Genomic DNA, 20,698 nt, shown 5'->3' with positions numbered 1-20,698 from the left:
GACCGCGCAGCGCCGACAAGGAGGAAGAAGGCAGGCCTCCCCGCGCGTCCGCACCGTCCCCGTGCACGCCGGAGCGGGAAGCGCCCCCTCCCGGCCCCAAGGCGCCGGTCACAGCGGCCCCATCAGCCGTGAGCAGGCCCGCTCCAGCATCCGGCGGTCCACTACCGCACGGCTCTTGCCGTAGATCTCGGCGGTCAGGTGCGAGGTGAGCTTCGCCCAGGTCCGGAAATTGCCGTGGCCCACATGCTCGTCCACCCACACGACATCGTCCTCGGCCACCCCCTCCCACAGCGAGTGGAAGGCCGCCATCGCCGCTGCCACCTCACCCGGACGAAGACGCGGCACCAACTCCCAGGTCAGCACCCGAGAGGCCAGCGCAGGCACCCGGCGCAGCGCCCGTTCACTGCCCGCCCCCGCCAGCACGAGTGCCGTGTCCGTGTCCGGGTGGTCCCACAGCCCGCGCAGAAACTCCAGCGCCGGTCCCGGAAGGCGCTGTGCCTCGTCCAGTACCAGCACGCGGGGCTGCCTCAACGCGTTCACCAGCATCAAGTCGGCCTCCCCCGCCCCGCGCGGCAGACGCCTGCCCAGCTCGAGGGCGTCCGCGAGTACCCGGCGCAGTTCGGGAACCGTCGGGTGCACACCGACGTGGACCCGGCGGACCCTGGCCGGGTGCGGCAGCTGGGAAAGGGCGTACTGCAGCGCGACGGTCTTGCCCTGGCCGGCGTCGCCGTACAAACACACCACCGCCCCCACCGCGGCCGCGTGCGCGACCGTCCGCAGCACCGACCGCACAGCAGGCGTGTGCACCACCTGGGCACCCGGCACCAGGACCGGGACCTGCGCCAGATGCTTCTGCTCCCGCAGAAACACCTGCCCACCGCCACCCTTCTCGGCCACCACGTCCAGGCCCAGCTCGCTGAGGGGATCCGACCGGCGCGACCCGGCAACCTCAGGCTCCCGCCCCGTCAGCAAAGCCCGCCCCGCCCGACGGTCCCTGCGGATCACCCGGCTCAACGTCGACATCGACGGAATGGGCACCTCACCGCCGGCAGCCACCAGCCGGCGCCTCAGCTCCGAAACATTGCCCCCCGCCTCACCCAACAGCTCCCACACCTCGTCCGACACCGCGTACCCCCGCCGGACCGGCGCCTCCACACGCCCCGTCGTCTTCGCCTGCTCCAGCCAGCGCCACACCGTACGCTCCGAAGCACCCACCACCTCAGCGACCGCACGCACATGCCGCGTCGCCAACTCCCCCGCCTGCTGCCGCTCCAGCAAACGACGCACCACCAACGCCCTCGACAGCCCAGCCCCCCGGCCGGCCCCTACACCCTGATCCACCCCACGATCACACCGGCCCCACCCACCACATCGCATCAGAACTCACGAAACTGAGACAGCATCAGCTGCCATGAGATAAAGCCCCACGACAGCAACACCCACCCCCAACCTCTCACCTCATGACAGTGCCGGCCCCACCCCAACACCCCACTGACCAGCGCAGACACAGCACACCACCAGACCAGCACCACCGACTCTCACCATTACCGACACCAAGCCGAGAGATCGCACCCGTGGCACGATCGTGTCAGCGACCGGCTCCGGCAAAACGATCATGGCTGCCGCGAGCGCGCTGGAGTGCTTCCCCGAGGGCCGGATCCTCGTGACCGTGCCGACCCTGGACCTGCTCGTGCAGACCGCCCAGGCGTGGCGGGCGGTGGGTCACCGCTCCCCGATGGTCGCGGTGTGCTCGCTGGAGAGCGACCCGGTGTTGAACGAGCTGGGGGTGCGCACCACCACCAACCCGATCCAGCTCGCCCTGTGGGCCGCCCACGGGCCGGTCATCGTGTTCGCCACGTACGCCTCTCTCGTGGACCGCGAGGACGTCGACGACCCGATGGGCCAGGGGCGCGTTCGCGGGCCGCTGGAGGCCGCTCTGGCGGGCGGAGAGCGCCTGTACGGCCAGCGCATGGACGGTTTTTCGCTCGCCCTAGTGGATGAGGCACACGGAACCGCAGGTGATCTTGGCAGGCCGTGGGCGGCGATCCACGACAACGCCCGCATCCCCGCCGACTTCCGGCTCTACCTGACCGCGACCCCCCGCATCCTCGCCGCGCCCCGGCCTCAGAAGGGCACGGACGGCCAGGAGCTGGAGATCGCGAGCATGGCCGACGACCCGGACGGAACCTTCGGCGCCTGGCTGCCTGGTGCTGAACTCGGGCTCTCGGAGGCCATCGAGCGCGAAATCCTTGCGGGTTTCGAGATCGACGTCCTGGAGATCCGCGACCCCTCCCCCGTCCTTGGGGAGTCGGAAGAAGCGCAGCGGGGCCGGCGCCTGGCCCTGCTGCAGACCGCGCTCCTGGAACACGCGGCGGCCTACAACCTGCGTACGGTCATGACGTTCCATCAGAAGGTGGAGGAAGCCGCCGCGTTCGCGGAGGCGCTGCCGAGGACCGCTGCCGAGCTGTACGTCACCGAGACCGATGACGAGACCATGGTCAAGGCGGAGAAGGAGCTGCCCGCGTCGTCGATCGACGCGGAGTTCTACGGCCTGGAGGCCGGCCGCCACGTGCCGCCGGACCGGGTGTGGTCGGCGTGGCTGTGCGGCGACCACACGGTGGTCGAACGCCGGGAGGCACTGCGGCAGTTCGCCAACGGCATCGACGCCAACAACCGGCGTGTGCACCGGGCCTTCCTCGCCAGCGTTCGCGTTCTCGGAGAAGGCGTCGACATCACCGGCGAGCGTGGTGTCGAGGCGATCTGCTTCGCCGACACCCGCGGCTCGCAGGTGGAGATCGTGCAGAACATCGGCCGCGCACTCAGGCTGAACCGCGACGGCTCCACCAAGGTGGCCAGGATCATCGTGCCGATCTTCCTGGAGCCGAACGAGGACCCGACCGACATGGTCGCCAGCGCCAGTTTCCGCCCCCTTGTCGCGATCCTCCAAGGGCTCCGCAGTCATGATGACCGACTCGTTGAGCAGCTCGCCTCCCGCGCTCTCAGCCGGGGCAGGGAGCAGCGCAAGGCCCACGTGCAGCGGGATGAGGAAGGCCGGATCGTCGGCGCCGGCGGGGAGGGTGACGGCGAGGACCAGGCGCACGACGACACCCAGGCCGCCGCCGAATCGGCCCTGCTCCACTTCAGCACTCCCCGCGACGCGGCGACCATCGCCGCGTTCCTGCGTACGCGGGTGTACCGGCCGGACAGCCTCGTCTGGTTGGAGGGTTACCAGGCCCTCATCCGCTGGCGGGCGGAGAACGAGATCACCGGGCTCTACGCCGTTCCCTACGACGTAGAGGTCGAAGTCGGGGTCACGAAGGCATTTCCGCTTGGGCGATGGATCCACCAACAGCGGAAATCCCTGAGGGCCGGGGAGCTGGAGCCGCGGCGCAAGGAGCTGCTGGACGCGCCGGAGGCCGGGATGGTGTGGGAGCCGGGCGAGGAGGCCTGGGAGACCAAAATCTCCGCGCTGCGGTCCTACCGGCGGGCCACCGGGCACCTTGCTCCGCGTCAGGACCAGGTCTGGGGCGAGGGCGACGCGATGGTGCCCATCGGGCAGCATGTCGCCAATCTCCGGCGCAAGGGCGGTCTCGGGAAGGACCCGGAACGGGCGGCAGAACGCGCGCAGCAGCTGACGGCGATCGACTCGGACTGGGACTGCCCGTGGCCGCTGGACTGGCAGCGCCACTACCGCGTCCTCGCCGACCTCGTCGACGCCGACGGCGTCCTGCCCGAGATCCAGCCCGGCGTGCTGATGGACGGTGACGACATCGGTCGGTGGCTGGAGAGGCAGAAAAATCCGGGCACCTGGGCGCAGCTGTCCACCGAGCAGCAGGAACGGCTGTCCCAGCTGGGCGTACAGCCGCTTGAGGCGCCGTCTCCCGCCCCGGCGGCCACGCGTGCGACGAAGGGCCCGGGCAAGGCGCAGCAGGCGTTCCAGCGCGGCCTGGCGGCCCTCGCGCAGTGGGTGGAACGGGAAGGCGCCCACCGGCCTGTTCCGCGTGGCCACGCTGAAGAGATCGCCGTCGACGGCGAGACAGAGCCGGTAGTGATCAAGCTAGGTGTATGGACATCGAATGTCCGTTCTAGGCGGGACAGGCTCACCCAGGAGCAGCTGGACGCGCTGCGGGAACTGGGCATGGAGTGGGCGTGACACCGGCCGCGGCTGGTCGTTGAACCGGGTGGTCAAGCGAAGTGCACTGAGAGGCCCCGGGCGTTGTAGCCCGGGGCTTCGTGCTGTCGGCGGGTGGGCGGCGGCTCTGCCCGGACATGGGGCCGGCGGTCGTCAGGCCGGGGTCGGGAGCGAACCGCCCCAGCGCAGCGCGTGGCGCATGGTCGCGGTCATCCACTCCATCGCCTGGGTGTCGGTGGGTTCGGTCATTCGGAACGTGGCACTGATGGAGCGCATGCCGCCGTTGTGTTGGGAAGTCCGGGTCATGTACTCCCAGACGTAGACGCGCGGCTCTTCGCGGCGCCGCTGCCGGCGGTGCGTCGGCTCCGGTGGGATCTGCTGCTGGACCCAGTCGCGGTCCTGTTCGCCCTGGCCGTGGCATGCGCGCAGCAGGACGTCGTTCCACTCACCGAGGCCGGGGTGGGGCAGGAACTCGAGGATCGCGTCGCGGAACCATCCGGTGAGAAGCGCGTCGTCGGCGGCGATGCGGTCCTGGCCGCCGCTGTCGACGTGGCGGCCGACCAGCTGGCCGAGCCGGGCGACCGGCTCCAGATCCCCGCTCCACCGGTAGTCGACGGCTTCGAAGACCCGCCAGGTCTGTTCGGTCCAGTGGCCGTCGTCGCACGGCTCGCTGCTGATGCCCCAGCCCGCACCGAGCCGGAGGGCCTGCCACATCTGCATGCCCTTGTTGCTGACGAACTTCCTTCCCGTGATTCCCGTCAGGCGGTGCGGGACGTTCGGCGTGCGCGAGCGGTGAAAGCCGAGCTCGGGCGACCAGCACCACGGGTCGCGCTTGTAGAGGAGCGGGAACTCGGGATCGACCATGAGTCCGTCGTGGTGCCAGCCGTCGCCGTCGTCGAAGCCGCTGTACGGCTGGCAGCGGTGGCCTCGTTCAGGGGCGTGGCGGCACAGGGGCGCCAAGAGCGTGGTGGTCATGTCCGTTCAACGAGCACCGCTCAGGGCGGCCGTACCGCTGAACGGGGGAAGGCGGCCGTCACAGCCGGAGCCGTGTCCTGCGCGAGCGGAAGGGATGGGAGGTGACATGGACGCTGCCGGAGCCGATGCTGACCACCCCCGTGTCCGTGCCCGATCTGCGGCCTGGCTGTGCTGCGGAGCCGAAGTGGGACGGATTTCGGGCTCTCGTCTCCGTCGACGCCGACCAGGTGGTGCTGCGCTCCAGGCGCGGCACCGAAATGGGGCCGTCGTTTCCGGAGGTCGTGGCCGGGGCCGTGCAGCTCCCGGACGCGACCGCGCTGGACGGCGAGCTGATCGTATGGGACGCCGCGGGCCGCCTCGCGTTCGAGCGGCTGCAGAACCGGCTTGCCCGGCGTGGTGCCGGGGCCGCCCGGGCGGCTCAGGAGTGGCCGGCCCACTTCGTCGCGTTCGATCTGCTGCGGCTGTCCGGGACGGACACGACCGGGTGGCCGTATCGGCGGCGCAGGGCCGCATTGGAGTCGGTGTTCGCCGCCCGCCGGCTCATCGCGCCGTGGGCGCTGTGCCCGTCGACCACCGAGGCCGACGTCGTGCGCGAGTGGCTGACGTGGGCGTCGGTCGGGATGGAGGGGGTGGTCTTCAAAAGGCTGGACGGCGCCTACCGCCCGTCGGTGAGGGGCTGGGAGAAATTCAAGGTCCGCGAGACGGGCGAGGCGGTCGTCGGCGCGATCACCGGCTCTCTGGCCGCTCCCCGCACGCTGTTGCTCGGCAGGTACGACACCGAAGGCCGCTTTCAGTACGTCGGCCGCACCACCACCCTCGCCCGGGCGGCAGGTACGGCGGTCGCCGGTCTGCTCACTGCGGGGCAGCGCGGTCATCCGTGGACAGGCTGGTCGTTCAGCGCCGGGTGGGGCAGTCAGGAGAAGCTGAACGTCACGCTGGTGGAACCCGAGCTGGTGGTGGAAGTCGGCGTCGACGTCGCCCGCGACGCCTCCGGCCGGTGGCGGCATCCCGCACGCTGGCACCGTGCCCGCCCTGACCTCTCCCCCGCCGACGTCCCCCGCCTGACGTCACCGCCGCACTGACGGCGGCCTGGCGCGGAGGCCCCGCCGACGCGCAACACCGAAGAGCGCGCCCCGATCCCCGGCTGCGTCCGCGCCGCCCATCCCGCCCTCCCTCATCCTCAACTCCAGCCAGCGCATGGTCGAAGGGGGTCGCAACGGGGATGTCAGCGACCCGACCACGCCGTACGCCCGTGGTGACCTGGGCGGACTTCGGGGCGCTGTGGAGGCCAGCGCAACACCTGCCGCAACACTCAGCGCAACACTTGGCGCAACCTCTACCGCAACACTCAGCGCAACACCGGGCCTTATGGAGTGGAGCGGCGGCCGGGCGGGCTGGTCACGGTGTCGCCCTGCGATCGGGTGCCCAGGATCTGGAGCTGCTCGCCGGTCGCGCGCACGACCAGGTCCAGGACATCGTCCAGGGCAAGCCGCAGTTCGCGTCCGTCCTGCGACGCGGCACGGGTCGGGGAGTCCAGGATCGCGGCGCACCGCGCTGCGACCGGGGCGAGCCGCCCGTGGGAGACCTCGGGGCCGGCCGCGCGCAGCCCGACCCGTACGGCGTGGGCGCTGGCTCCGCCTTCCGCGCGCATCGCTGTCGCCAGGTCGTGCTCGTGCTCATCGGGCTGCCAGGCGTGGGTTTCCAGATCGCTGCGCAGTTCGGCGAGCGCCGCCAGCACCTCGTTGATGGTCGCCATGTGCCGGACCCTACGCGGTCGGGTGGAGGCGCCAGGAGGGAGACCCCCGCACCGTGCTGACCAGCCGTGGTCGGGCTGTCGGCGGTGCGGGCGGGAGTCGTGGTCGGCTTCATGGTCGGGTCTCCGTGGTCGCCCCGACCACGGCGGCCTTCGTCGTCCCCGCGCCCCACCGCCTTGGGTTATCCACAGGCCCGAACGCGATCAGCGGTTCCTTCGTACGCTGCTGCCCGAGTCGATCACACGGGGGTGTGCGGAATGCGGTACGGCGTGGTGGTGGAAGAACTTGCGGTGGAGGTCATGGCGCAGCTGCCGGACGACCGGGCCCGGAAGGAGGTGCTGGCGCTCGTGGAAGTCGCGCGGATGGATCCGAGGGCCTGGCCCGATGTCCGTGACCCGGGCTCGGTGGAGGAGATCCGGGAGGCGTTCGGCCGACAGTGCTGGATCCAGTTCATGCCGCACGCTGGTGCGATCGAGGTCCGTGACATCGGCTGGGCGGGCTGATTCGTCAGCGGCGGCGGAGTTCCTCGGACCAGTGCCGGAGCTGGTCTTCGAGGGTGAGGTTGTCGCCGCGGCTCACGGTCTGGAGCAGCTGGGCGCACACGGTCGCTTCGGCGGCGAGGCCAGCCGGGCTACCCAACACTGGGAAGGCGTCGCGGACGCGGGCCGCGACGTCCTCCTGGAGCAGCGTGTAGGCGTAGAGCGTGGCGGCGTCGAACCCTTCCGGAGCGCGCCCCCAGCCCTCCCAGTCGAGAATCCTCAGCGGTGCGGTGACGTTGGCCCAGTGCAGGTCGGAGTGGGCGGCAGTCCAGCGAGTCACGGCCGGGGCCGGGATGCCCACGAACTCGGGGATCGCCCGGTCCATGTACTGCTGTCGTACGGCGATACGGTCGGTGTCGACGGCCGCCACCTTCTCCAGCGTCCCGGCGAGGTCCTCCCACCAGGAGTCCGGCAGCTGAAGGTCGCGCTGGAGGACCGGGTCGTCGGACAGAACCGGCTGGTCGACGCGGGCCGACAGCTCCGCCCGGTAGGCGGTGGTGTCGTCGACGGCGTCGTGGACAGCCAGGAGGGCGGGCCGGCGCCCGTCGAGGTCCCCGAAGACGTGCTGGGCGTCGAGGGCGCCGTCCCACAGCTTCCCCGACGCCTTGCCCTCGGGGGAGGACACGAGCCGCAGCCACGCCGACTGCCCGGTGGCGGTGCGGGCCGGGGCACCCAGGGTGCGCCCGGCCCAACCCCAGAACTCCCCGCCCGGCTCGACTCGTACGTCCAGGGCCTTCGCGGCGCGGACGTGACGGGCGCGCATGCGTTGTTCGGTGTCCGGGTCAGGGGGAGGCGAGTACACCAGTGATCTCCCGCAACTTGGCGGCGGTCAGCGAGGGTTGGGCGACGGCGTCGGCCGCCTGACTCCAGTGTGGCGCACCGGAGGCGGCCAGAAGGACGTCCGTCACTCCTGGGCATGACGCGACCGCCAAGACGCACGCCTGTGCGGGGGTCAGGCCCGGCCGGATGAGGTCGGCGAGCTCCTGATCGACGATGCCGGGGAGCTCACCGCCGTGCAGCGGCGCGGAGGCCATCACCCGCAGCCCCGCCCCGGCTGCGGCCGGGAGCGGCCCCCGGCCGTCCAAGGCCTGCGCGATCGGCGTCATCATCACCAGACTGACCGGCATCTGAACCGCGACCAGGTGGTGCCGGCCGCCCGCGGCTTCGGCGGCCAGGGCGAGCAGCTCCCCCACCGTGAACGCCTCCTCTTCCAGACCAGCCCACGTGGCGATGCCGTACCCGGCCACGTGCCCGGCGGCCACGGCTTCCTCGAGGACGACGAACGCCTCCCGCATCGCGCGGTGCAGGGCCAGGCGGTCGCCGGGGTGGGCGCGCTCCGGGTTATGCAGCAGGACCAGGTCCAGCCGCTCGCGTCCGAGCTGCTCGCGGTTGCGGCCCATCTGCCAGCGCACGTACTGCGAGGCGAGGCTGTGCCCGACCACCGCCTGGTCCTCGGTGAGAACACCGGCGTTCACGGCATCGGCACCAGTGGCTGCGGTGAAGTACCCGGCCTTCGTCGCGATCCGCAAGGCCGGGTGGGCGGCCAGGGCCGGGGCCAGCAAGTCATGAGCGCGGCCGGTGGCGTAGTTGGGGGCGGTGTCGATCCACTGCGCGCCGGAGGCGGCCGCACGGACGGCCGCCTCCGGGATCGCCCGGCACCGGTAGGTGCCCAGAGCGAGCTCCGCTGTCACAGAAGGCTCCCCACCGTCGCGGCCTGTCCGGCAACGAGCTCCTGGACCAGCCCGGCGACGTCCTCCACATCCAGGCCGCCTGTTTCCGCGAGCGCGGCCAGATCCACGGTGCGGCCGTCGACCAGCGGGCGCAGCACCGCCTCCGCCTCGGGTGCGAACTCGAACGTGCTCCCGGCGGCGGAGAGCGTCGCCGCGTCCTCGCCGACCTCCAGCACGGCGCGGGCGGTCGTCAGCCGGACCCGCAGAGCGCCGTCGACGGGGACGCCGTCGATGTACGGCAGGCTCGGCACCATCCTGCCGACGGCCTGTCCGTCCATCGCGGCCCGGTAGCGGGCGAGCAGCGTCGGGTCGTCCAGCAGTTCGGCGAGCCGCTTGCGCATCCCGTCCACGGCGTCGGCCTGGACGTCCGGGGCGGCGAGCAGCGGCAGATCGCGGCGCCAGTCCTCGTGCGTGAGCAGCTGCTCGGACACCCACGCCATCAGGTCGGTCGCGGTGTGGGTCTGCAATCCGCAGGTGACGTGCAGGGAGCGGGTGCCCTGGTCGGCGGAGACCGCGTGCCACACGCCGCGCGGCACGTACAGAACGTCGCCCGGCTTGAGGACCAGTTCGGCGACGGGCTCGGTGGGCGCCTCGCCCGGGTCCTCGATGTCGCGGTAGAGCGGGAACGGTCGGGTGGTGCCGTAGATCCTCCAGCGTTTCGCGCCGTCCAGCTGAACGACGACGGTGTCGTGGTCGTCCCAGTGAACGCCGAACCCTTCGGTGCTGGTCCACGACGCGTAGAGGTTCGCCTGTACGCGGGTGCGCAGGTCGCGCTCGATCGCTTCGCAGAGGCGGGCGAGGGGCGGGTGGAGTTCGTCGACGCTGTCCAGGGCGAGGGAGGCGCCCTCGGTGAGGCGGGTGTGCAGTTCGGCCGGGTGGAGGCGATGCCACACGGTGTGGCGGCGGGTGGCCACCGGCGTGGTGTAGCCGCCGACCAGCAGCGTCTCGCCGTCGCGGGACAGCCGCATGCGCGGCGGTTCCAGTCGGTGATTGGCGAGGATCTGGTTGAGGTCGCCGAAGGTCATCAGTCCGGCGACATCGAGCGCGCCGGGTACGTGGCGGTATTCGCGGTGCAGTGCCTGGGCGAGGAAGTCCTCGCCCAGGCACGCCGCGATGGACGTGTGCGTCATCGCGTAGGGCTCCCGCTCGTCAGTCGTTGCCGTCGCTCTTGCCGGTGCCGCCGCCGTCCGAGGGGATGGCGTTGCGGCCCCGGGCGGCGACGATCGCCCGGCGGGAGCGGACCAGGCCGCCGGTCGACGGCCCGGACGTGGCGGGCGGGGGCGTGGCGGGACTCTGCATGAGGACCCTCCTCCTGAATCGGTCGGCCGGGCCCTGGACGGCACGGCCGCGAACACCGTCAGTACAGCCGCGAACCATGCGGGCGATAACCCCGTGACGGGGCCCCCACGGTGGGTATGGTCGTTGGGCTGACGCACTGTCATTCCACGGGAGTTCTGGGGGACTTGTGGACGACTTACCGCCGTCACCCGCCCAAGTGCCGCGCCACCTGCTGACCGACCCGGTGTTCGTCCGGGCCCTGTACGAGCGGGACTTCACCACGGTGTTCGCGATGGCCCACGACGCGGGGATCTCCTTCAACCGGATCGCGGAGGCGTGCGCGCTCAAATCCGATCGCGTCAGCCAGATCGCCCGGGGCGCCGCAGCTGTCACCGCGCTGGCAACTGTCGAGAGAATCGCCGACGGACTGCGCATTCCCGGTGACCTACTGCGGCTCGCTGCGCAACCCTGGGAGGACACCGCCGCCCACAGCACGGAGTCCCACCATGGAGAAGATGATCCGATGAAGCGCCGCAACCTGCTGCGCGGCGCACTGGCCGCCGGCCTCACCGCTCCGGCCCTCGCCGCCCTCACCGCCGCCCGGACCGACGTCGATCAGACCCTCTCCCCCGACATGCCCCAGGACTTGGCCGACCTGGAAGCGGCAGCCGAGAGCTACGGGTACGGCTACCACGGACAGCAGCCCACCCGCGTCCTGGCCGACCTGGTCACCGACTTCACAACCCTGCGCCCGCTGCTCACCGTCCCGCAACCCGCACCGGTACGGGCCAGGTTGTGCCGTACGGCCGGGCAGATGGCCGGGATGACCGCGATCGTCTTACACGACCTGGGCAGCCGCCGGGAGTCCCGCGCCTGGTTCGCCACGGCCGCCCGGGCCGCCGCCGAATCGGGTGACGACCAGCTGCACGCCTGGGTCCTCGCCCGCGAGGCGATGGTCCCGCTCAACTACGGCGCCCCGAAGGCGGCGGCCGGCCTCGCGGAACGGGCCTGTCACGTCGCCGGGCACCGGCCGACCGCCGCAGCGACGCTGGCGGCCGCGGTCGCTGCCCGCGCCTACGCCCTCAACCACCAGAGCGAGCAGGCCCGCGCCGCGATCGGGGCCGCCGATGCCCTCATGGACCGGCTCCCCGAGGGCGAGCGGTCGGACACCTGGCTGACGTACGGCGAGCAGAAGCACCACGTCCACCTCAGCCACGCGTTCACCACGCTCGGGGACACCCGCCTCGCCCGCGTCAGCCAGGAGCGCGCCCTGGAACTGTCCGCGCCGACCAGCACCATGACGCGCACCTTGCTGAACATCGACGCGGCGGCGTGCTCCCATCACGACGGCGACACCGAGCAGGCGTGCCGCCGTACGGTCGCCGCCCTGACAGGCCTGCCCGTCGACTACCGCACCGGCCTGGTCCGCCGCCGCGCCCTGGACCTGTACGAGGCGATCCCCGCCCAGCACCACCACGAGCGCGCTGTACGGGAACTACGCGACGTCGTGGTCGGCTGACGACTGCGGCTCCCACAGTGGGAGGGCAAGCCCGGTCCCCTCGCAGTGGAAGCACCGGCCGCCGCCTGGTGTGTTGCAGGCGCCGATGGTGCCGGCAGCGTTCTGGAAGAGCCGGGTGAGGCCGATGGTGTGCTCCGCGTGGATCGGGAGTTCCTGTCGTCTGCCGAGCGTGACGTCCAGCACGACGTCGGGCCGGGCGAAGTGGGTGTAGGTAAGGCCGGCGGTCAGGGTGCGGAGCGTCTCGTGCAGTTCTCCCATCGTCTCCGCGCCGGACAGATGGACGCGGGCCGCGAGGATGGTGTCCGAGGCTGTGGTGAAGGACAGCAGCCCGGCCGGCCGGGCGAGCGGTTTCCGGCCCACAGGGTCGGGGTGCGTGTGCTGGAGCCGGATCAGGGCGTGCCACAGGCTGCCCGGCAGGTCCAAGGCGGGTTCTTCTTCTCTGCTGCGTCTCATGAACCCTGTCTACGGTCCGGCACAGACGTGCAGCCGTGTTCGGACTCTTCGTCCCGGGCGGTGGCGCGGCGACTTCGGGAGCCGTCCCGCCGGGCGGCCCCGCCACTGTGGCTACGTCAGGGACGGGGTCAGGGAGATCCCATCACCACCAGCGCCCCGTCGCCCTCGCGCCGGGTCTCATGCACGTGCAGGTCCGGAGACGAGTAGAGCAGCACACCGCCGTCGTAGAGGCGGTACTGGTACCGCCCGGACCGCTCCAGGTCGCGGCGCTGCTGCGGGTCACCGTCAGGCAGAACGAGTTCAACGAACCCGCGGCCGTCGCGCAGGACGGCCCGCGACGTGATCTTCCCGGTGATGGTCGCCACGAAGGTGTTGGCCAGGATCTCGACCCTGTCGCCGTGCATCGGGATGGGGCCGGGGAATCCGGTCATGCCGTCACCCCCGCGTTGATCTCGATGTCCCCGGACCGGGATGCCCCTGCGAGGGCGATCGCTTCCTGGACCCCGGCGACCGTGAGGCGATGATCGTGGGTGGTGTGCAGTTCCCGGCAGATGACGCGGACACTCCCGGCGTCGGCGTCGGCCTGGAGCGTCAGGCCGGTGCGCGCCTGGCAGTTGGTGCAGACGACGGGCTGACGGCTGAGCCCTCCGTCGTAGACCACCCAGATCACCCCGGCCGCCGTCAGGTACTGCTGGCGGCTGCGGGCCACGTCGACGTCCACTCGTGGTCCGGCCGCCGGGGCGCCGGCCATCGCGGGCGCGCGGTCCCTGATCGTCGGGTGGGGCTGTCCCGTCTGGCCGGAGGACCGGGCGTGGTGGGTGATGACCGCGACCGCCGTCTCCCGCGCGAGGTCGAACACGGGGCTGCCGTACGCGGCGAGCAGCTGCTCGCGCTCGGCAGCACCCAGGACTTCGTACGGGCTCGTCTGAAGGGCGCGCAGGGCGTGGTGCTGCAGGACGCCCCGGACGCTGACGGACCGGCTCTCATCGGGTCCGGTGAGCGGCAGGCCGGCGACGTCGGGCCCGTCCAGGCTGATGCTGGAGGCGAGGCCGTACGCGGCGGCGCCGATCAGCGTCACCACCCGGGGCCGGTCGGCTTCCGGGACATCCTCGCCCTGCCGCATGTGCCACAGCACCAGCTCGTCAGCGGCGGACAGGCAGTACTCCCACGTGGTTCGGGGAGGGCGCAGGTCGTCGGTCATAGCGCGACCGTATCGGAGGGCCGGTCCTTCGGTGGAGTGCAGTCGTGTTCCGTGCTGGTCGGACGCCGCTCCCCACGGCTGTGGGTGAGCGGCGTCGTCTCCGCGGGCCTGCTGCGCCCCCTCAGCGGCCTATGGGCTCCGTAGCGGTCGTGGCGCCGGTCCGGGGCGTCGACGCCGATCTCGTACCAGGACTCGCCACGCTGCAGCCGGGGCAGGGTGTTCACCCACACCGCGATGGCGATGCCCTTCACGTCGTCGGCGAGCGCCTGGAGGCGGTTGTCGAGCAGGTGCTCCTCCTTGCCCGCCAGGACGACATGCAGCCGCGGGAAGCGCTCCGAGCGGGTGTAGCGGTGGCGCTGCCAGAACGGGAACGTGCGGCCGATGGTGCCGCGGGCTCCCTCCCAGACGCGGTGCCCGGCGTAACGCTCGTAGTCCCAGACCTCCTTGGCGAGGCGGGCCTGGGACATGGTGCCGTTGTCGAGCTCGAAGAGGCGCACCTCGCTGGTCTGGGTCGGCACGGCCAGCACGGCGTCGGTGTTGAAGCTCAGGCCGGTCTCCTTGATGGCGTGGTTCACCTCCACCTGCCAGTCGGTCAGATGCTCACGGCCGCCGGCGGGGAACGTGGCGGTGAAGGCGAGGATCGTGTCCGTCACCGCGACGCCGTGCGGGCCGAACCCGGCCTTCACGGCCTTCGCACCGGTGCCGGCCTTCGGGCGGGGCGGCAGCTCGTTGCCGTCGGCCAGAGCCTTCTGCCCAGCCACCGTCAGGTTCCAGATCTGATGCTTGCCGTCCTTGCCGTTCGTCTCCGCCAGCCCCAGCTCCGCCAACTCATTCATCGCCCTGCGCACATACGACCGGCCGTCCCGATCCTCCGCCGTGATCACCTGAGCCATCTGCCGGGCCGTGGCTATCCGCACGCACCCCAGCAACCGCAGCGCATCGGCCCGCACCTTCCCGGCCGTGGGAGTGGACTTCTTCCCCTTCGCTGGCACTTCAGGGGAAGGGAGAGAGGTGTCAGCGTGCCGGGAGGCCCCCTGGCGGGCGGTGTGAGCTGCGGTGATGGGAACGACGTTGGAATCGTTCGCGGCACTGGATACGGCACTGCTTTCCGGGCCCCGTCCAGTGCGCTCAGCACCCCTTGTCGAGGTGGGGCGCGGCTCCGGTTCGGGCTGCCGGGCGCTGCTGGTGTACGTCACGGTGGAGCTCCTCATCAGGTGCGCGGCTCTCCCGACAGAGATCCGCTGTCACCTAATACAGGTCCGGATGATCTTGCTCGTGTGACATTCCATCGGACGCCTTTACCCAGACGTGATCATCAGGCGGAAGCGGTACAGAGCTCGGTGACGATCGTGAACGAGGTGGTCACCATCGGCACCGCCGCGGCCGGAGGCATCACCGCGTGCGTGGTCTGGCCGTGCGCCATGCCGTTGCGGATCTGCCGGCCGTAGTCGAGGTATTCAGCCTGCCGGGCCGTCAGGATCCCGTCATCGGCCCCCTGCTTGATGAGCTGGTAAAGCGGCTTCTTGCCCGCGTCCGGGATGCGGTCGCGCAGCACGATCTCCACCGCGATCAGGGAGTGCATGACCGCCACGGTGGAGAACTCGTAGCAGTAGTACGACTGGCGCAGCAGCTCGCGGGCCGTACGCAGGACCGTCGCCGCAGCCTCGGGCACACCGTCGGGCACGACCAGGTCCTCAACGAGGTCGTGCATGTCGGCGTAGCTGTCGACGAAGAGGTGGGCGCGTTCGTCCGGGACCGGGAACGGCAGCCGCTGCGTGGTCATCCCCGAAGTCTCCCAGCGGCGCGCCCCACCCGGCAGCGGCTTTTCCTCGGTCGTCGCTCAGCGTGCCGGGACGGAGATTTCTCCCCCATCAAAATGGGCGGTATGTCGCACGTAGCGGATCAGGTCAAGGAGAAACGCGGCGCGACAGCCACAAGGTGGCACTCACCGACGGTGCGCGGAATCTGTCCACAGGGCCGCGCCCCGAGCATGAGTTCCAAGGCCGCCGCGATCAGCGGGGCGGCCCGTACGTGAGGAGCTGTCATGCCCGAGAACACCGTCACCACGCCGCTCGCTCCGATGGCACCGGACGACATCGCCAGCGCCTTCGCCTACATCCGGGCGATGCAGGCCGGGGACATCGACACCGCCTGCGCGGTCATCGAGGACACGGGCATCGAGATGCGCCGGCTGCTCCTGGACGTCGCCGCGCGCATCTTCATCCCGATCACCGCCGTGGACGACCGTGACGAGGAGCCGTGCGCGCACTCCTTCCTGGCAGCGGCGCTCGGGCGACTGCTCCTGGAGGTCCTGTGCCACGGCGACGGCGCCTGCCTGGCTTTCCCGCCGGGCATCGCCCAGACCATCGTCCGCTTCACCGAGAACATCCTCACCGAGGAGCACGGCGACGTCGCCGACGTGCTCCGCCAGTTGGAGGCCGTCGGAATGGAGCAGGCGATGGAAGCGCACCCGGTGCGCCGGACCATCGTGTAGTGCGCACCTGGGGACAACGGTGGTGCGCACCGCGCGCATCCGGTGCGCACCACCGCCGGCCGGTTGACCGCACCACCCGCACCGCGCACCGCACGTGTTGCGCACCGGAATCCGGCCGCGCGCCTGTATCACACACCCCCTTGTCCGCGACCTGATCGGCGGCCGGGACGGATGCTGACATGGGGAAACGTGCCGGTAGCGAGGCTGGTCTAGGAACGACGCGCGTCCGGCCGCACCTGGTCAAGGTTCGGCCGGACGGCGTGCGCACCGGTGCGGTGCGGAACATCGAGTGCGGTGCATCGTGGTGCGCGCGGGAGTGCCGGGCATCGTCGATGGTGCGCACCGGGTGCGGTGCGGGACATCGTGGTGCGCATGACGATGCAGGGCATCCGGTGCGGTGCGCATCGGCTACGGCGTCTTCGTCACCACAGCCAGGCGGTGGAGTGCCGCACCCGGGACAAGGCGCGAGCGTCACGGCGGGCGGCGGCGTTGCCGATCCGGCCCTGCCGCGCGCGGGGCCGGCGGGATTCTGTGGCGGCGAGGCGACGGCGGCCGGCGTCCTGGAGCCGCCTGCGCTGCTTGCGCAGCTCTCGCTTCGTCTCCGCCTTCGACTTCGGCTTCCGGGGCCGCTTCCAGACCGGCTCCCAGGGCGGCGGCTCCTCGAGGACGGCGGCCCACTCCTTGGAGGCTTCGCGGGCGCGAGCGAGGGCGTCCTCGAAGCTGGGTTGTTCCGGGGTGCTCATGCGACTCCTGGGGTTCGGCCCGGCGCAGGCTGAGCGTCGGGCTGCTGGGTGTGCGTCGGCGCGGTGGGCTGCGGTCGGGGGCCGTGGGCGACGGCGCGGTCCCGGACGCCGTCGGTGAGCTTGGCGGCCATCTTGGCGGCGGCCTCGAACGTCCGGCGGGTCTGATCCATCGCGGCGACGTCGGTCGCCTGCTCGGGGACACGGTCGGCCTTCCGGTCCGTACGGGTCGGCCGCAGGCGGGACTTCGAGGCAGCGGGCACGGCGACGGTGTGCGGCCGTGGGCGGGAGCCCAGGCGGTCCGCGCGGCGCACCGCGTGGACTCTGGCCCTCAGTGCACCGGCGGCGAGGCGGGCCCGCTCGTACGGCGGGGCGGCACGTTTACGGGTAAGCGGGCGCAGCACGGCCTGGTCCTCGGTGTCGCGCGGGTACAGGGCGCGCAGGTCGGCGGTCATCATCCGGCCCCGGCCGACGGGACGGGTGTAGTCGTCGACGACCGCCTGCACGATCTGTTCGTCCAAGCCTGGTTGGTGGGGCCGGCCGCGCAGGACGTAGGAGAGGTGGCGGCGGGCTTCGGCGAGCAGGTGGTGGCGCTTGAACGCGCCGCGCATCACGTACACCACGGCGACGACGTCGACGGCGGCCAGGGCGACGTCGACCACCGGCCGCACCCGCGCCCACACCGCCGCGGCCGCCGCCCGGGCCCGCTCCGCGAGACGGTCGATGACGTCAACGCCGTAGGCCCGGATCGCTGAGGCGCGCCATCGCTCGCGCAGCTCGGTCAGCGACAGCAGCTCCGTGCGCTTGGGCGGGCGCGTCTGGTCGGCGGCCTGACAGGCCAGCGCGTAGCCGGCCCGCTCCCCCGGCGGGTGCCCCTGCTTCTTCTCGTACTTGGCCGTCAGGACGGACAGCGCGTCCTCGATCTGCTGGCGGCGGGTCGACTGCCAGCCGATGAGCCGCTGGTCGATGCCCGCGATCTCCATGACGGGCCTGCGGCCGGACGTTACCTCGCGCGGCTCCCACGCCCACCCGAGCCGGGCGGACACCTCCTCCATGAAGTAGAGGGTGTAGAGAGTGTCGGCCGCGACAATGTGGGCCATCAGCGAGTCCGCCGACAGGTTGCCCCACGTCCCCGCATCGTCCGGCCGTCGGACGCGGATCGACACCACCGCATGATCGTGGAGAAGGGGCTTCGACTCGGCAGCTCTCGACTCGTAGTGCCGGAACACCGCGACGATCAGCCCGTCCCTGACCCGGGCGCGGTGCTTGCCGCCGCCCTTCCAGCGGACCTCCGCGACCGAGTCCTCCAGCCATGCCAGCGTCTTGTCCCGGGCGATGTCCTGGCACAGCTCCAGCACCAGGCGGGTCTCGTAGTCACCCAGCGCCCACGCGATGTGTGCCGTCGGCGGGGGCCGGAACGTCAGGTCGAAGCCCAGCCAGGGGGTGCGCTCCTTGGCCTTGTCGGTCTTGGGCGACTGGTTGTGCTCGATGGGCCTGCCCAGCACGGTCGCCCGCCGGGCCTGCGCCGGGCTCCTGCCCTCCGCCAGGCGCTCGCGCTCGATCCGGTCGGCGTCCGGGTGCCGGCCCTCCCCCAGAAGCAGTTCGGCCTGCCGCTCGGTCACCACGTCCCCGGGCGTGAGGCCGACCGCGGCCAGGCCCCGGCCTTTCCAGACTCCGGGCGGGACACCGGCTTCGTCCTGGGCGGCGAGCAGTGGCTTGCCCGCGGGGCGGTGGCCGTCGCCGACCATCACACCGCGGAAGAGATAGCGCCACCCGTTCCCCGGGCGAACCTCCGACATGCTGATCATCGCCCCATGGAACCCCGGCGTTGACCTGCGAAAAAGCGTGATCCGGGGTCCTTCCCGCCGGGCGGGAGACCATCACCGGATCTTTACTGCCACGCCCGTCAGGCGGGCCGTCACGCCAGCCGTGGACGGGTAGCCAACGCCGCGTGCGGAGTCGCGCCCCTGAGCTCAAGGCGAAGAGGAGCCCACCAATTGGAGCGCTTCGCACGGACCGAACGCGGCTGGGTTCGGTCCGTGCGAATACTGCGCTGCGGAAGGATCAGCCGCGACCGCGACCTATCCGACGTATCTCCTTGGCCTGTGCCACTCCGGTGCTGTGTGACCTGACGAACTCGATCTGGCCCTCGTCACTCGTTGAGGACGCTCTGGCTTTCAGGTCCGCGATGAGTTGTACGGCGACACCGCGCAGTGCCTCGCTCATATCGACGAACTGGGCAAGCTGCTGGAGGGCCTTGAGTTCCCCGGCGCGCACTGGAATGGAGACGACGGTGTCTTCGGAGAGCATGGCGTCGATAGCCAGGCGCTCGGCTGCGGCGTTCCGCGCATGGTGGAAGCGATCCCTGAAGGAGCCTTTCCTGTCGAAGGGCGCGAGGCGTTCGGCCAGGCCGTCGAGGTCGTGGCCGGGCTTCCGGTAGTAGGGGCGTTCGTCGCTGCCGGCGCTGTGAAAGTCCAGGAGGCCGGAGAGGAAGAACCCAGCCACCTTCTCGGGGGCCGGGGTGAGGCCGGCTCCCATCCAGCGGGTGACGTCTTTGGCTTTGGGGATCTCGGTGACGAGGGCCCAGCCGCTGCTGGTGTCCCATGCAAGGTGCAGCTCCATGGCGTTCTGGTGCGCCCCGTTCACCTGGGTGAGGACCTCGGGAGCGAGGTCGACGTACCCGCCGCCGTCATCTTCGAGGTCGTTCATGTGCTCGGGCTGGCAGGAGCCTGCATGGATCACGGGGTAGCCGTCGCGCAGGAGGAGTTCGGCGACGTCGGCCATGTAGTGGCCGGTCCGGTGGTAGATCGCTCGGTCTCGTTGCGTGGGGGTCGGGACGTCGCCCATGCGAATGCGGCTCCTTCGTGGTGAGTTGGTTTGGGGCGGCACGGCGGCTGTTGGATGGACCCTGGTCAGGCTCTTTCGATGTAGGGGAGGCCGACTGCGGCGAGCTTGGTCTGCAGGTTGATGTCGTTGGTCGCGGCATACAACTTGGAGCCGGGGTGCCTGGACTGCAGCAGCAGCGTGGAAGCGATGAAGCGGTCGTCGGGGACGTCCAGGTCGAGCCAGGAGGGAAGGCCCTCCGAGCGTGGTTCGATGTGCTCGAAGACGGCGTAGACATCGCCCGCGACTCGTGCGCCCTTGAGTACGTCGCCGTTGTCGCGCATCGCCTTCAGCCTCTTGTCGGCCTTCTTCGCGGCCTCCCGGCGCTCCGGCCGTGTGCCGCTGCGTTTGAGGTCGTCCACCTCGCGCAGTACGACGGGCAAGAGGTGCACCATGTAGCGCGGGCCGACGATGTCCCCGTAGATCGCCACGTCGGGGTCGTCCATCAAGGTGTTGGTGTCCACGACCACGCGCACCCGCCAGTCGTCATCCGGTAGCAGCTCAACGAGCTCACGGAGCACTGCGGCAGCCTCACCCAGCCGGGTCATCGCCCCGGGGATGTCCCGAGGCGCGCGATGCTTCGCCCGGCCGTCCCGGACCAGCCAGTCCTCCAGCAGGCCGATCGCGTCGTCCATGCGGCGTTCTACATCTGGCGTGGGGTGGGGGAAGAGGAGCCGGAAGCGGGGTGCCCAGTCACGTACCTGTCGCAGCAGCTCCATTCTGCGGGCCTCGGTGTCCGGAGCGCTCGGCACCCAGGCCCAGGGGTGCCCGATGATTTGGACACCCCCGCCGCTCATCTGCCGTGCCCGGACCTGGGAGCTTTCCAGCACGGCAGAGTAGGAGGCTTCCGTGTCCGCCAGTTCGGACAGCAGATGCTCAACGTAGGTCGGAGGCGGCGGCTTCTTGGGCATGCCCTCGATCATCCTCCATGGTTGAGCAGGTCCGCTGCGCCTTCCGTCGGGTCATTCGGTAACCGGCACCGCGTCCATGGGGACTTGAG

21 protein-coding genes are annotated in these 20,698 nt (G+C 71.0%); 5 read left to right on the top strand and 16 right to left on the bottom strand.

Features of this window, described 5'->3' with window-relative positions; all coding sequences use genetic code 11:
- Positions 1-108: 108 nt before the first annotated feature.
- A complete protein-coding gene (locus OG985_RS50445) occupies positions 109-1,215 on the bottom strand; it encodes an AAA family ATPase (protein WP_371674819.1) in 1,107 nt (368 codons plus the stop codon).
- A gap of 400 nt (positions 1,216-1,615) precedes the next feature.
- On the opposite strand from OG985_RS50445, the gene OG985_RS50440 reads away from it, so the two are divergent.
- Positions 1,616-4,153: a Helicase associated domain protein gene (locus OG985_RS50440; RefSeq protein ID WP_371674818.1), complete on the top strand. Its 2,538-nt coding sequence runs from the start codon at positions 1,616-1,618 to the stop codon at positions 4,151-4,153.
- Positions 4,154-4,285: 132 nt separating this feature from the next.
- On the opposite strand, the gene OG985_RS50435 is transcribed toward OG985_RS50440, so the two are convergent.
- Positions 4,286-5,107, bottom strand: a complete 822-nt coding sequence (locus tag OG985_RS50435; protein ID WP_331720297.1) for a hypothetical protein — start codon at positions 5,105-5,107, stop codon at positions 4,286-4,288.
- Positions 5,108-5,208: 101 nt separating this feature from the next.
- Between OG985_RS50435 and OG985_RS50430 the strand changes: the two genes are divergently transcribed.
- Positions 5,209-6,189: an ATP-dependent DNA ligase gene (locus OG985_RS50430; protein ID WP_371674817.1), complete on the top strand. Its 981-nt coding sequence runs from the start codon at positions 5,209-5,211 to the stop codon at positions 6,187-6,189.
- A 284-nt stretch (positions 6,190-6,473) separates the two neighbouring features.
- On the opposite strand, the gene OG985_RS50425 is transcribed toward OG985_RS50430, so the two are convergent.
- Positions 6,474-6,863 (bottom strand): hypothetical protein, encoded by a 390-nt coding sequence (locus tag OG985_RS50425; protein WP_331720295.1) that lies wholly within the window; start codon positions 6,861-6,863, stop codon positions 6,474-6,476.
- 255 nt (positions 6,864-7,118) lie between these two features.
- Here OG985_RS50425 and OG985_RS50420 point away from each other — a divergent pair, with 255 nt between their 5' ends.
- Positions 7,119-7,364, top strand: a complete 246-nt coding sequence (locus OG985_RS50420) for a hypothetical protein (RefSeq protein WP_331720294.1) — start codon at positions 7,119-7,121, stop codon at positions 7,362-7,364.
- Between the two features lie 4 nt (positions 7,365-7,368).
- Here the strand turns inward: OG985_RS50420 and OG985_RS50415 are convergent, their stop codons facing one another.
- The 4 genes from OG985_RS50415 to OG985_RS50400 are packed head-to-tail and all read right to left on the bottom strand — an operon-like array spanning position 7,369 to position 10,429.
- The gene (locus OG985_RS50415; protein ID WP_331720293.1) at positions 7,369-8,163 is read right to left on the bottom strand and encodes a hypothetical protein; all 795 of its coding nucleotides are present in this window, start codon (positions 8,161-8,163) and stop codon (positions 7,369-7,371) included.
- Positions 8,164-8,182: 19 nt separating this feature from the next.
- A complete protein-coding gene (locus tag OG985_RS50410) occupies positions 8,183-9,091 on the bottom strand; it encodes an aldo/keto reductase (RefSeq protein ID WP_331720292.1) in 909 nt (302 codons plus the stop codon).
- On the bottom strand, positions 9,088-10,260 hold the full coding sequence (locus OG985_RS50405; protein ID WP_331720291.1) for a cupin domain-containing protein: 1,173 nt from the start codon (positions 10,258-10,260) through the stop codon (positions 9,088-9,090). The genes OG985_RS50410 and OG985_RS50405 overlap by 4 nt, the downstream gene beginning before the upstream one ends.
- A gap of 19 nt (positions 10,261-10,279) precedes the next feature.
- Positions 10,280-10,429, bottom strand: coding sequence for a hypothetical protein (locus tag OG985_RS50400; protein WP_167358666.1), 150 nt, complete (start codon positions 10,427-10,429; stop codon positions 10,280-10,282).
- A gap of 196 nt (positions 10,430-10,625) precedes the next feature.
- On the opposite strand from OG985_RS50400, the gene OG985_RS50395 reads away from it, so the two are divergent.
- Positions 10,626-11,927 (top strand): hypothetical protein, encoded by a 1,302-nt coding sequence (locus tag OG985_RS50395; RefSeq protein WP_331720290.1) that lies wholly within the window; start codon positions 10,626-10,628, stop codon positions 11,925-11,927.
- On the opposite strand, the gene OG985_RS50390 is transcribed toward OG985_RS50395, so the two are convergent.
- From OG985_RS50390 to OG985_RS50370, 5 genes are all read right to left on the bottom strand, one after another.
- Positions 11,904-12,380, bottom strand: coding sequence for a hypothetical protein (locus OG985_RS50390; protein ID WP_371674816.1), 477 nt, complete (start codon positions 12,378-12,380; stop codon positions 11,904-11,906). The two genes, OG985_RS50395 and OG985_RS50390, sit on opposite strands and share 24 nt — an antisense overlap.
- Positions 12,381-12,508: 128 nt before the next feature.
- Positions 12,509-12,811 carry a hypothetical protein gene (locus OG985_RS50385; RefSeq protein ID WP_331720288.1) on the bottom strand — a complete coding sequence of 101 codons (303 nt, stop codon included), beginning with the start codon at positions 12,809-12,811 and terminating at the stop codon, positions 12,509-12,511.
- Entirely contained in the window at positions 12,808-13,581 is a 774-nt protein-coding gene (locus tag OG985_RS50380) for a hypothetical protein (protein ID WP_331720287.1), read from the bottom strand. Before OG985_RS50380 ends, OG985_RS50385 begins: the two co-directional genes overlap by 4 nt.
- Positions 13,578-14,573 (bottom strand): replication-relaxation family protein, encoded by a 996-nt coding sequence (locus tag OG985_RS50375; protein WP_371674815.1) that lies wholly within the window; start codon positions 14,571-14,573, stop codon positions 13,578-13,580. The genes OG985_RS50380 and OG985_RS50375 overlap by 4 nt, the downstream gene beginning before the upstream one ends.
- Positions 14,574-14,896: 323 nt before the next feature.
- Complete coding sequence (locus tag OG985_RS50370; protein ID WP_331720285.1) at positions 14,897-15,364, bottom strand: hypothetical protein; 468 nt, start codon at positions 15,362-15,364, stop codon at positions 14,897-14,899.
- A gap of 261 nt (positions 15,365-15,625) precedes the next feature.
- On the opposite strand from OG985_RS50370, the gene OG985_RS50365 reads away from it, so the two are divergent.
- On the top strand, positions 15,626-16,075 hold the full coding sequence (locus OG985_RS50365; protein ID WP_331720284.1) for a hypothetical protein: 450 nt from the start codon (positions 15,626-15,628) through the stop codon (positions 16,073-16,075).
- Positions 16,076-16,497: 422 nt separating this feature from the next.
- On the opposite strand, the gene OG985_RS50360 is transcribed toward OG985_RS50365, so the two are convergent.
- The 4 genes from OG985_RS50360 to OG985_RS50345 form a co-directional block, all read right to left on the bottom strand.
- On the bottom strand, positions 16,498-16,818 hold the full coding sequence (locus tag OG985_RS50360) for a hypothetical protein (protein WP_331720283.1): 321 nt from the start codon (positions 16,816-16,818) through the stop codon (positions 16,498-16,500).
- Positions 16,815-18,623, bottom strand: a complete 1,809-nt coding sequence (mobF, locus tag OG985_RS50355) for a MobF family relaxase (protein WP_331720282.1) — start codon at positions 18,621-18,623, stop codon at positions 16,815-16,817. The genes OG985_RS50360 and mobF overlap by 4 nt, the downstream gene beginning before the upstream one ends.
- A gap of 256 nt (positions 18,624-18,879) precedes the next feature.
- Positions 18,880-19,662, bottom strand: a complete 783-nt coding sequence (locus OG985_RS50350; protein WP_331720281.1) for a DUF6292 family protein — start codon at positions 19,660-19,662, stop codon at positions 18,880-18,882.
- Positions 19,663-19,727: 65 nt separating this feature from the next.
- Positions 19,728-20,609 (bottom strand): PIN domain-containing protein, encoded by an 882-nt coding sequence (locus OG985_RS50345; RefSeq protein ID WP_371674813.1) that lies wholly within the window; start codon positions 20,607-20,609, stop codon positions 19,728-19,730.
- Between the last annotated feature and the right edge of the window lie 89 nt (positions 20,610-20,698).

Source organism: Streptomyces sp. NBC_00289, assembly GCF_041435115.1.
In the GTDB taxonomy this organism is placed as follows: Bacteria; Actinomycetota; Actinomycetes; order Streptomycetales; family Streptomycetaceae; genus Streptomyces.
This window is presented reverse-complemented; position numbering and strand designations above follow the sequence as displayed.

What these genes read in the sequence shown, in the direction of transcription:
- OG985_RS50390 (WP_371674816.1), bottom strand. Translation starts at nt 12,380, where the DNA reads ATGAGACGCAGCAGAGAAGAAGAACCCGCCTTGGACCTGCCGGGCAGC.
- OG985_RS50425 (WP_331720295.1), bottom strand. Translation starts at nt 6,863, where the DNA reads ATGGCGACCATCAACGAGGTGCTGGCGGCGCTCGCCGAACTGCGCAGC.
- OG985_RS50380 (WP_331720287.1), bottom strand. Translation starts at nt 13,581, where the DNA reads ATGACCGACGACCTGCGCCCTCCCCGAACCACGTGGGAGTACTGCCTG.
- OG985_RS50405 (WP_331720291.1), bottom strand. Translation starts at nt 10,260, where the DNA reads ATGACGCACACGTCCATCGCGGCGTGCCTGGGCGAGGACTTCCTCGCC.
- OG985_RS50365 (WP_331720284.1), top strand. Translation starts at nt 15,626, where the DNA reads ATGCCCGAGAACACCGTCACCACGCCGCTCGCTCCGATGGCACCGGAC.
- OG985_RS50345 (WP_371674813.1), bottom strand. Translation starts at nt 20,609, where the DNA reads ATGCCCAAGAAGCCGCCGCCTCCGACCTACGTTGAGCATCTGCTGTCC.
- OG985_RS50435 (WP_331720297.1), bottom strand. Translation starts at nt 5,107, where the DNA reads ATGACCACCACGCTCTTGGCGCCCCTGTGCCGCCACGCCCCTGAACGA.
- OG985_RS50370 (WP_331720285.1), bottom strand. Translation starts at nt 15,364, where the DNA reads ATGACCACGCAGCGGCTGCCGTTCCCGGTCCCGGACGAACGCGCCCAC.
- OG985_RS50360 (WP_331720283.1), bottom strand. Translation starts at nt 16,818, where the DNA reads ATGAGCACCCCGGAACAACCCAGCTTCGAGGACGCCCTCGCTCGCGCC.
- OG985_RS50385 (WP_331720288.1), bottom strand. Translation starts at nt 12,811, where the DNA reads ATGACCGGATTCCCCGGCCCCATCCCGATGCACGGCGACAGGGTCGAG.
- OG985_RS50440 (WP_371674818.1), top strand. Translation starts at nt 1,616, where the DNA reads ATGGCTGCCGCGAGCGCGCTGGAGTGCTTCCCCGAGGGCCGGATCCTC.
- mobF (WP_331720282.1), bottom strand. Translation starts at nt 18,623, where the DNA reads ATGATCAGCATGTCGGAGGTTCGCCCGGGGAACGGGTGGCGCTATCTC.
- OG985_RS50350 (WP_331720281.1), bottom strand. Translation starts at nt 19,662, where the DNA reads ATGGGCGACGTCCCGACCCCCACGCAACGAGACCGAGCGATCTACCAC.
- OG985_RS50415 (WP_331720293.1), bottom strand. Translation starts at nt 8,163, where the DNA reads ATGCGCGCCCGTCACGTCCGCGCCGCGAAGGCCCTGGACGTACGAGTC.
- OG985_RS50420 (WP_331720294.1), top strand. Translation starts at nt 7,119, where the DNA reads ATGCGGTACGGCGTGGTGGTGGAAGAACTTGCGGTGGAGGTCATGGCG.
- OG985_RS50400 (WP_167358666.1), bottom strand. Translation starts at nt 10,429, where the DNA reads ATGCAGAGTCCCGCCACGCCCCCGCCCGCCACGTCCGGGCCGTCGACC.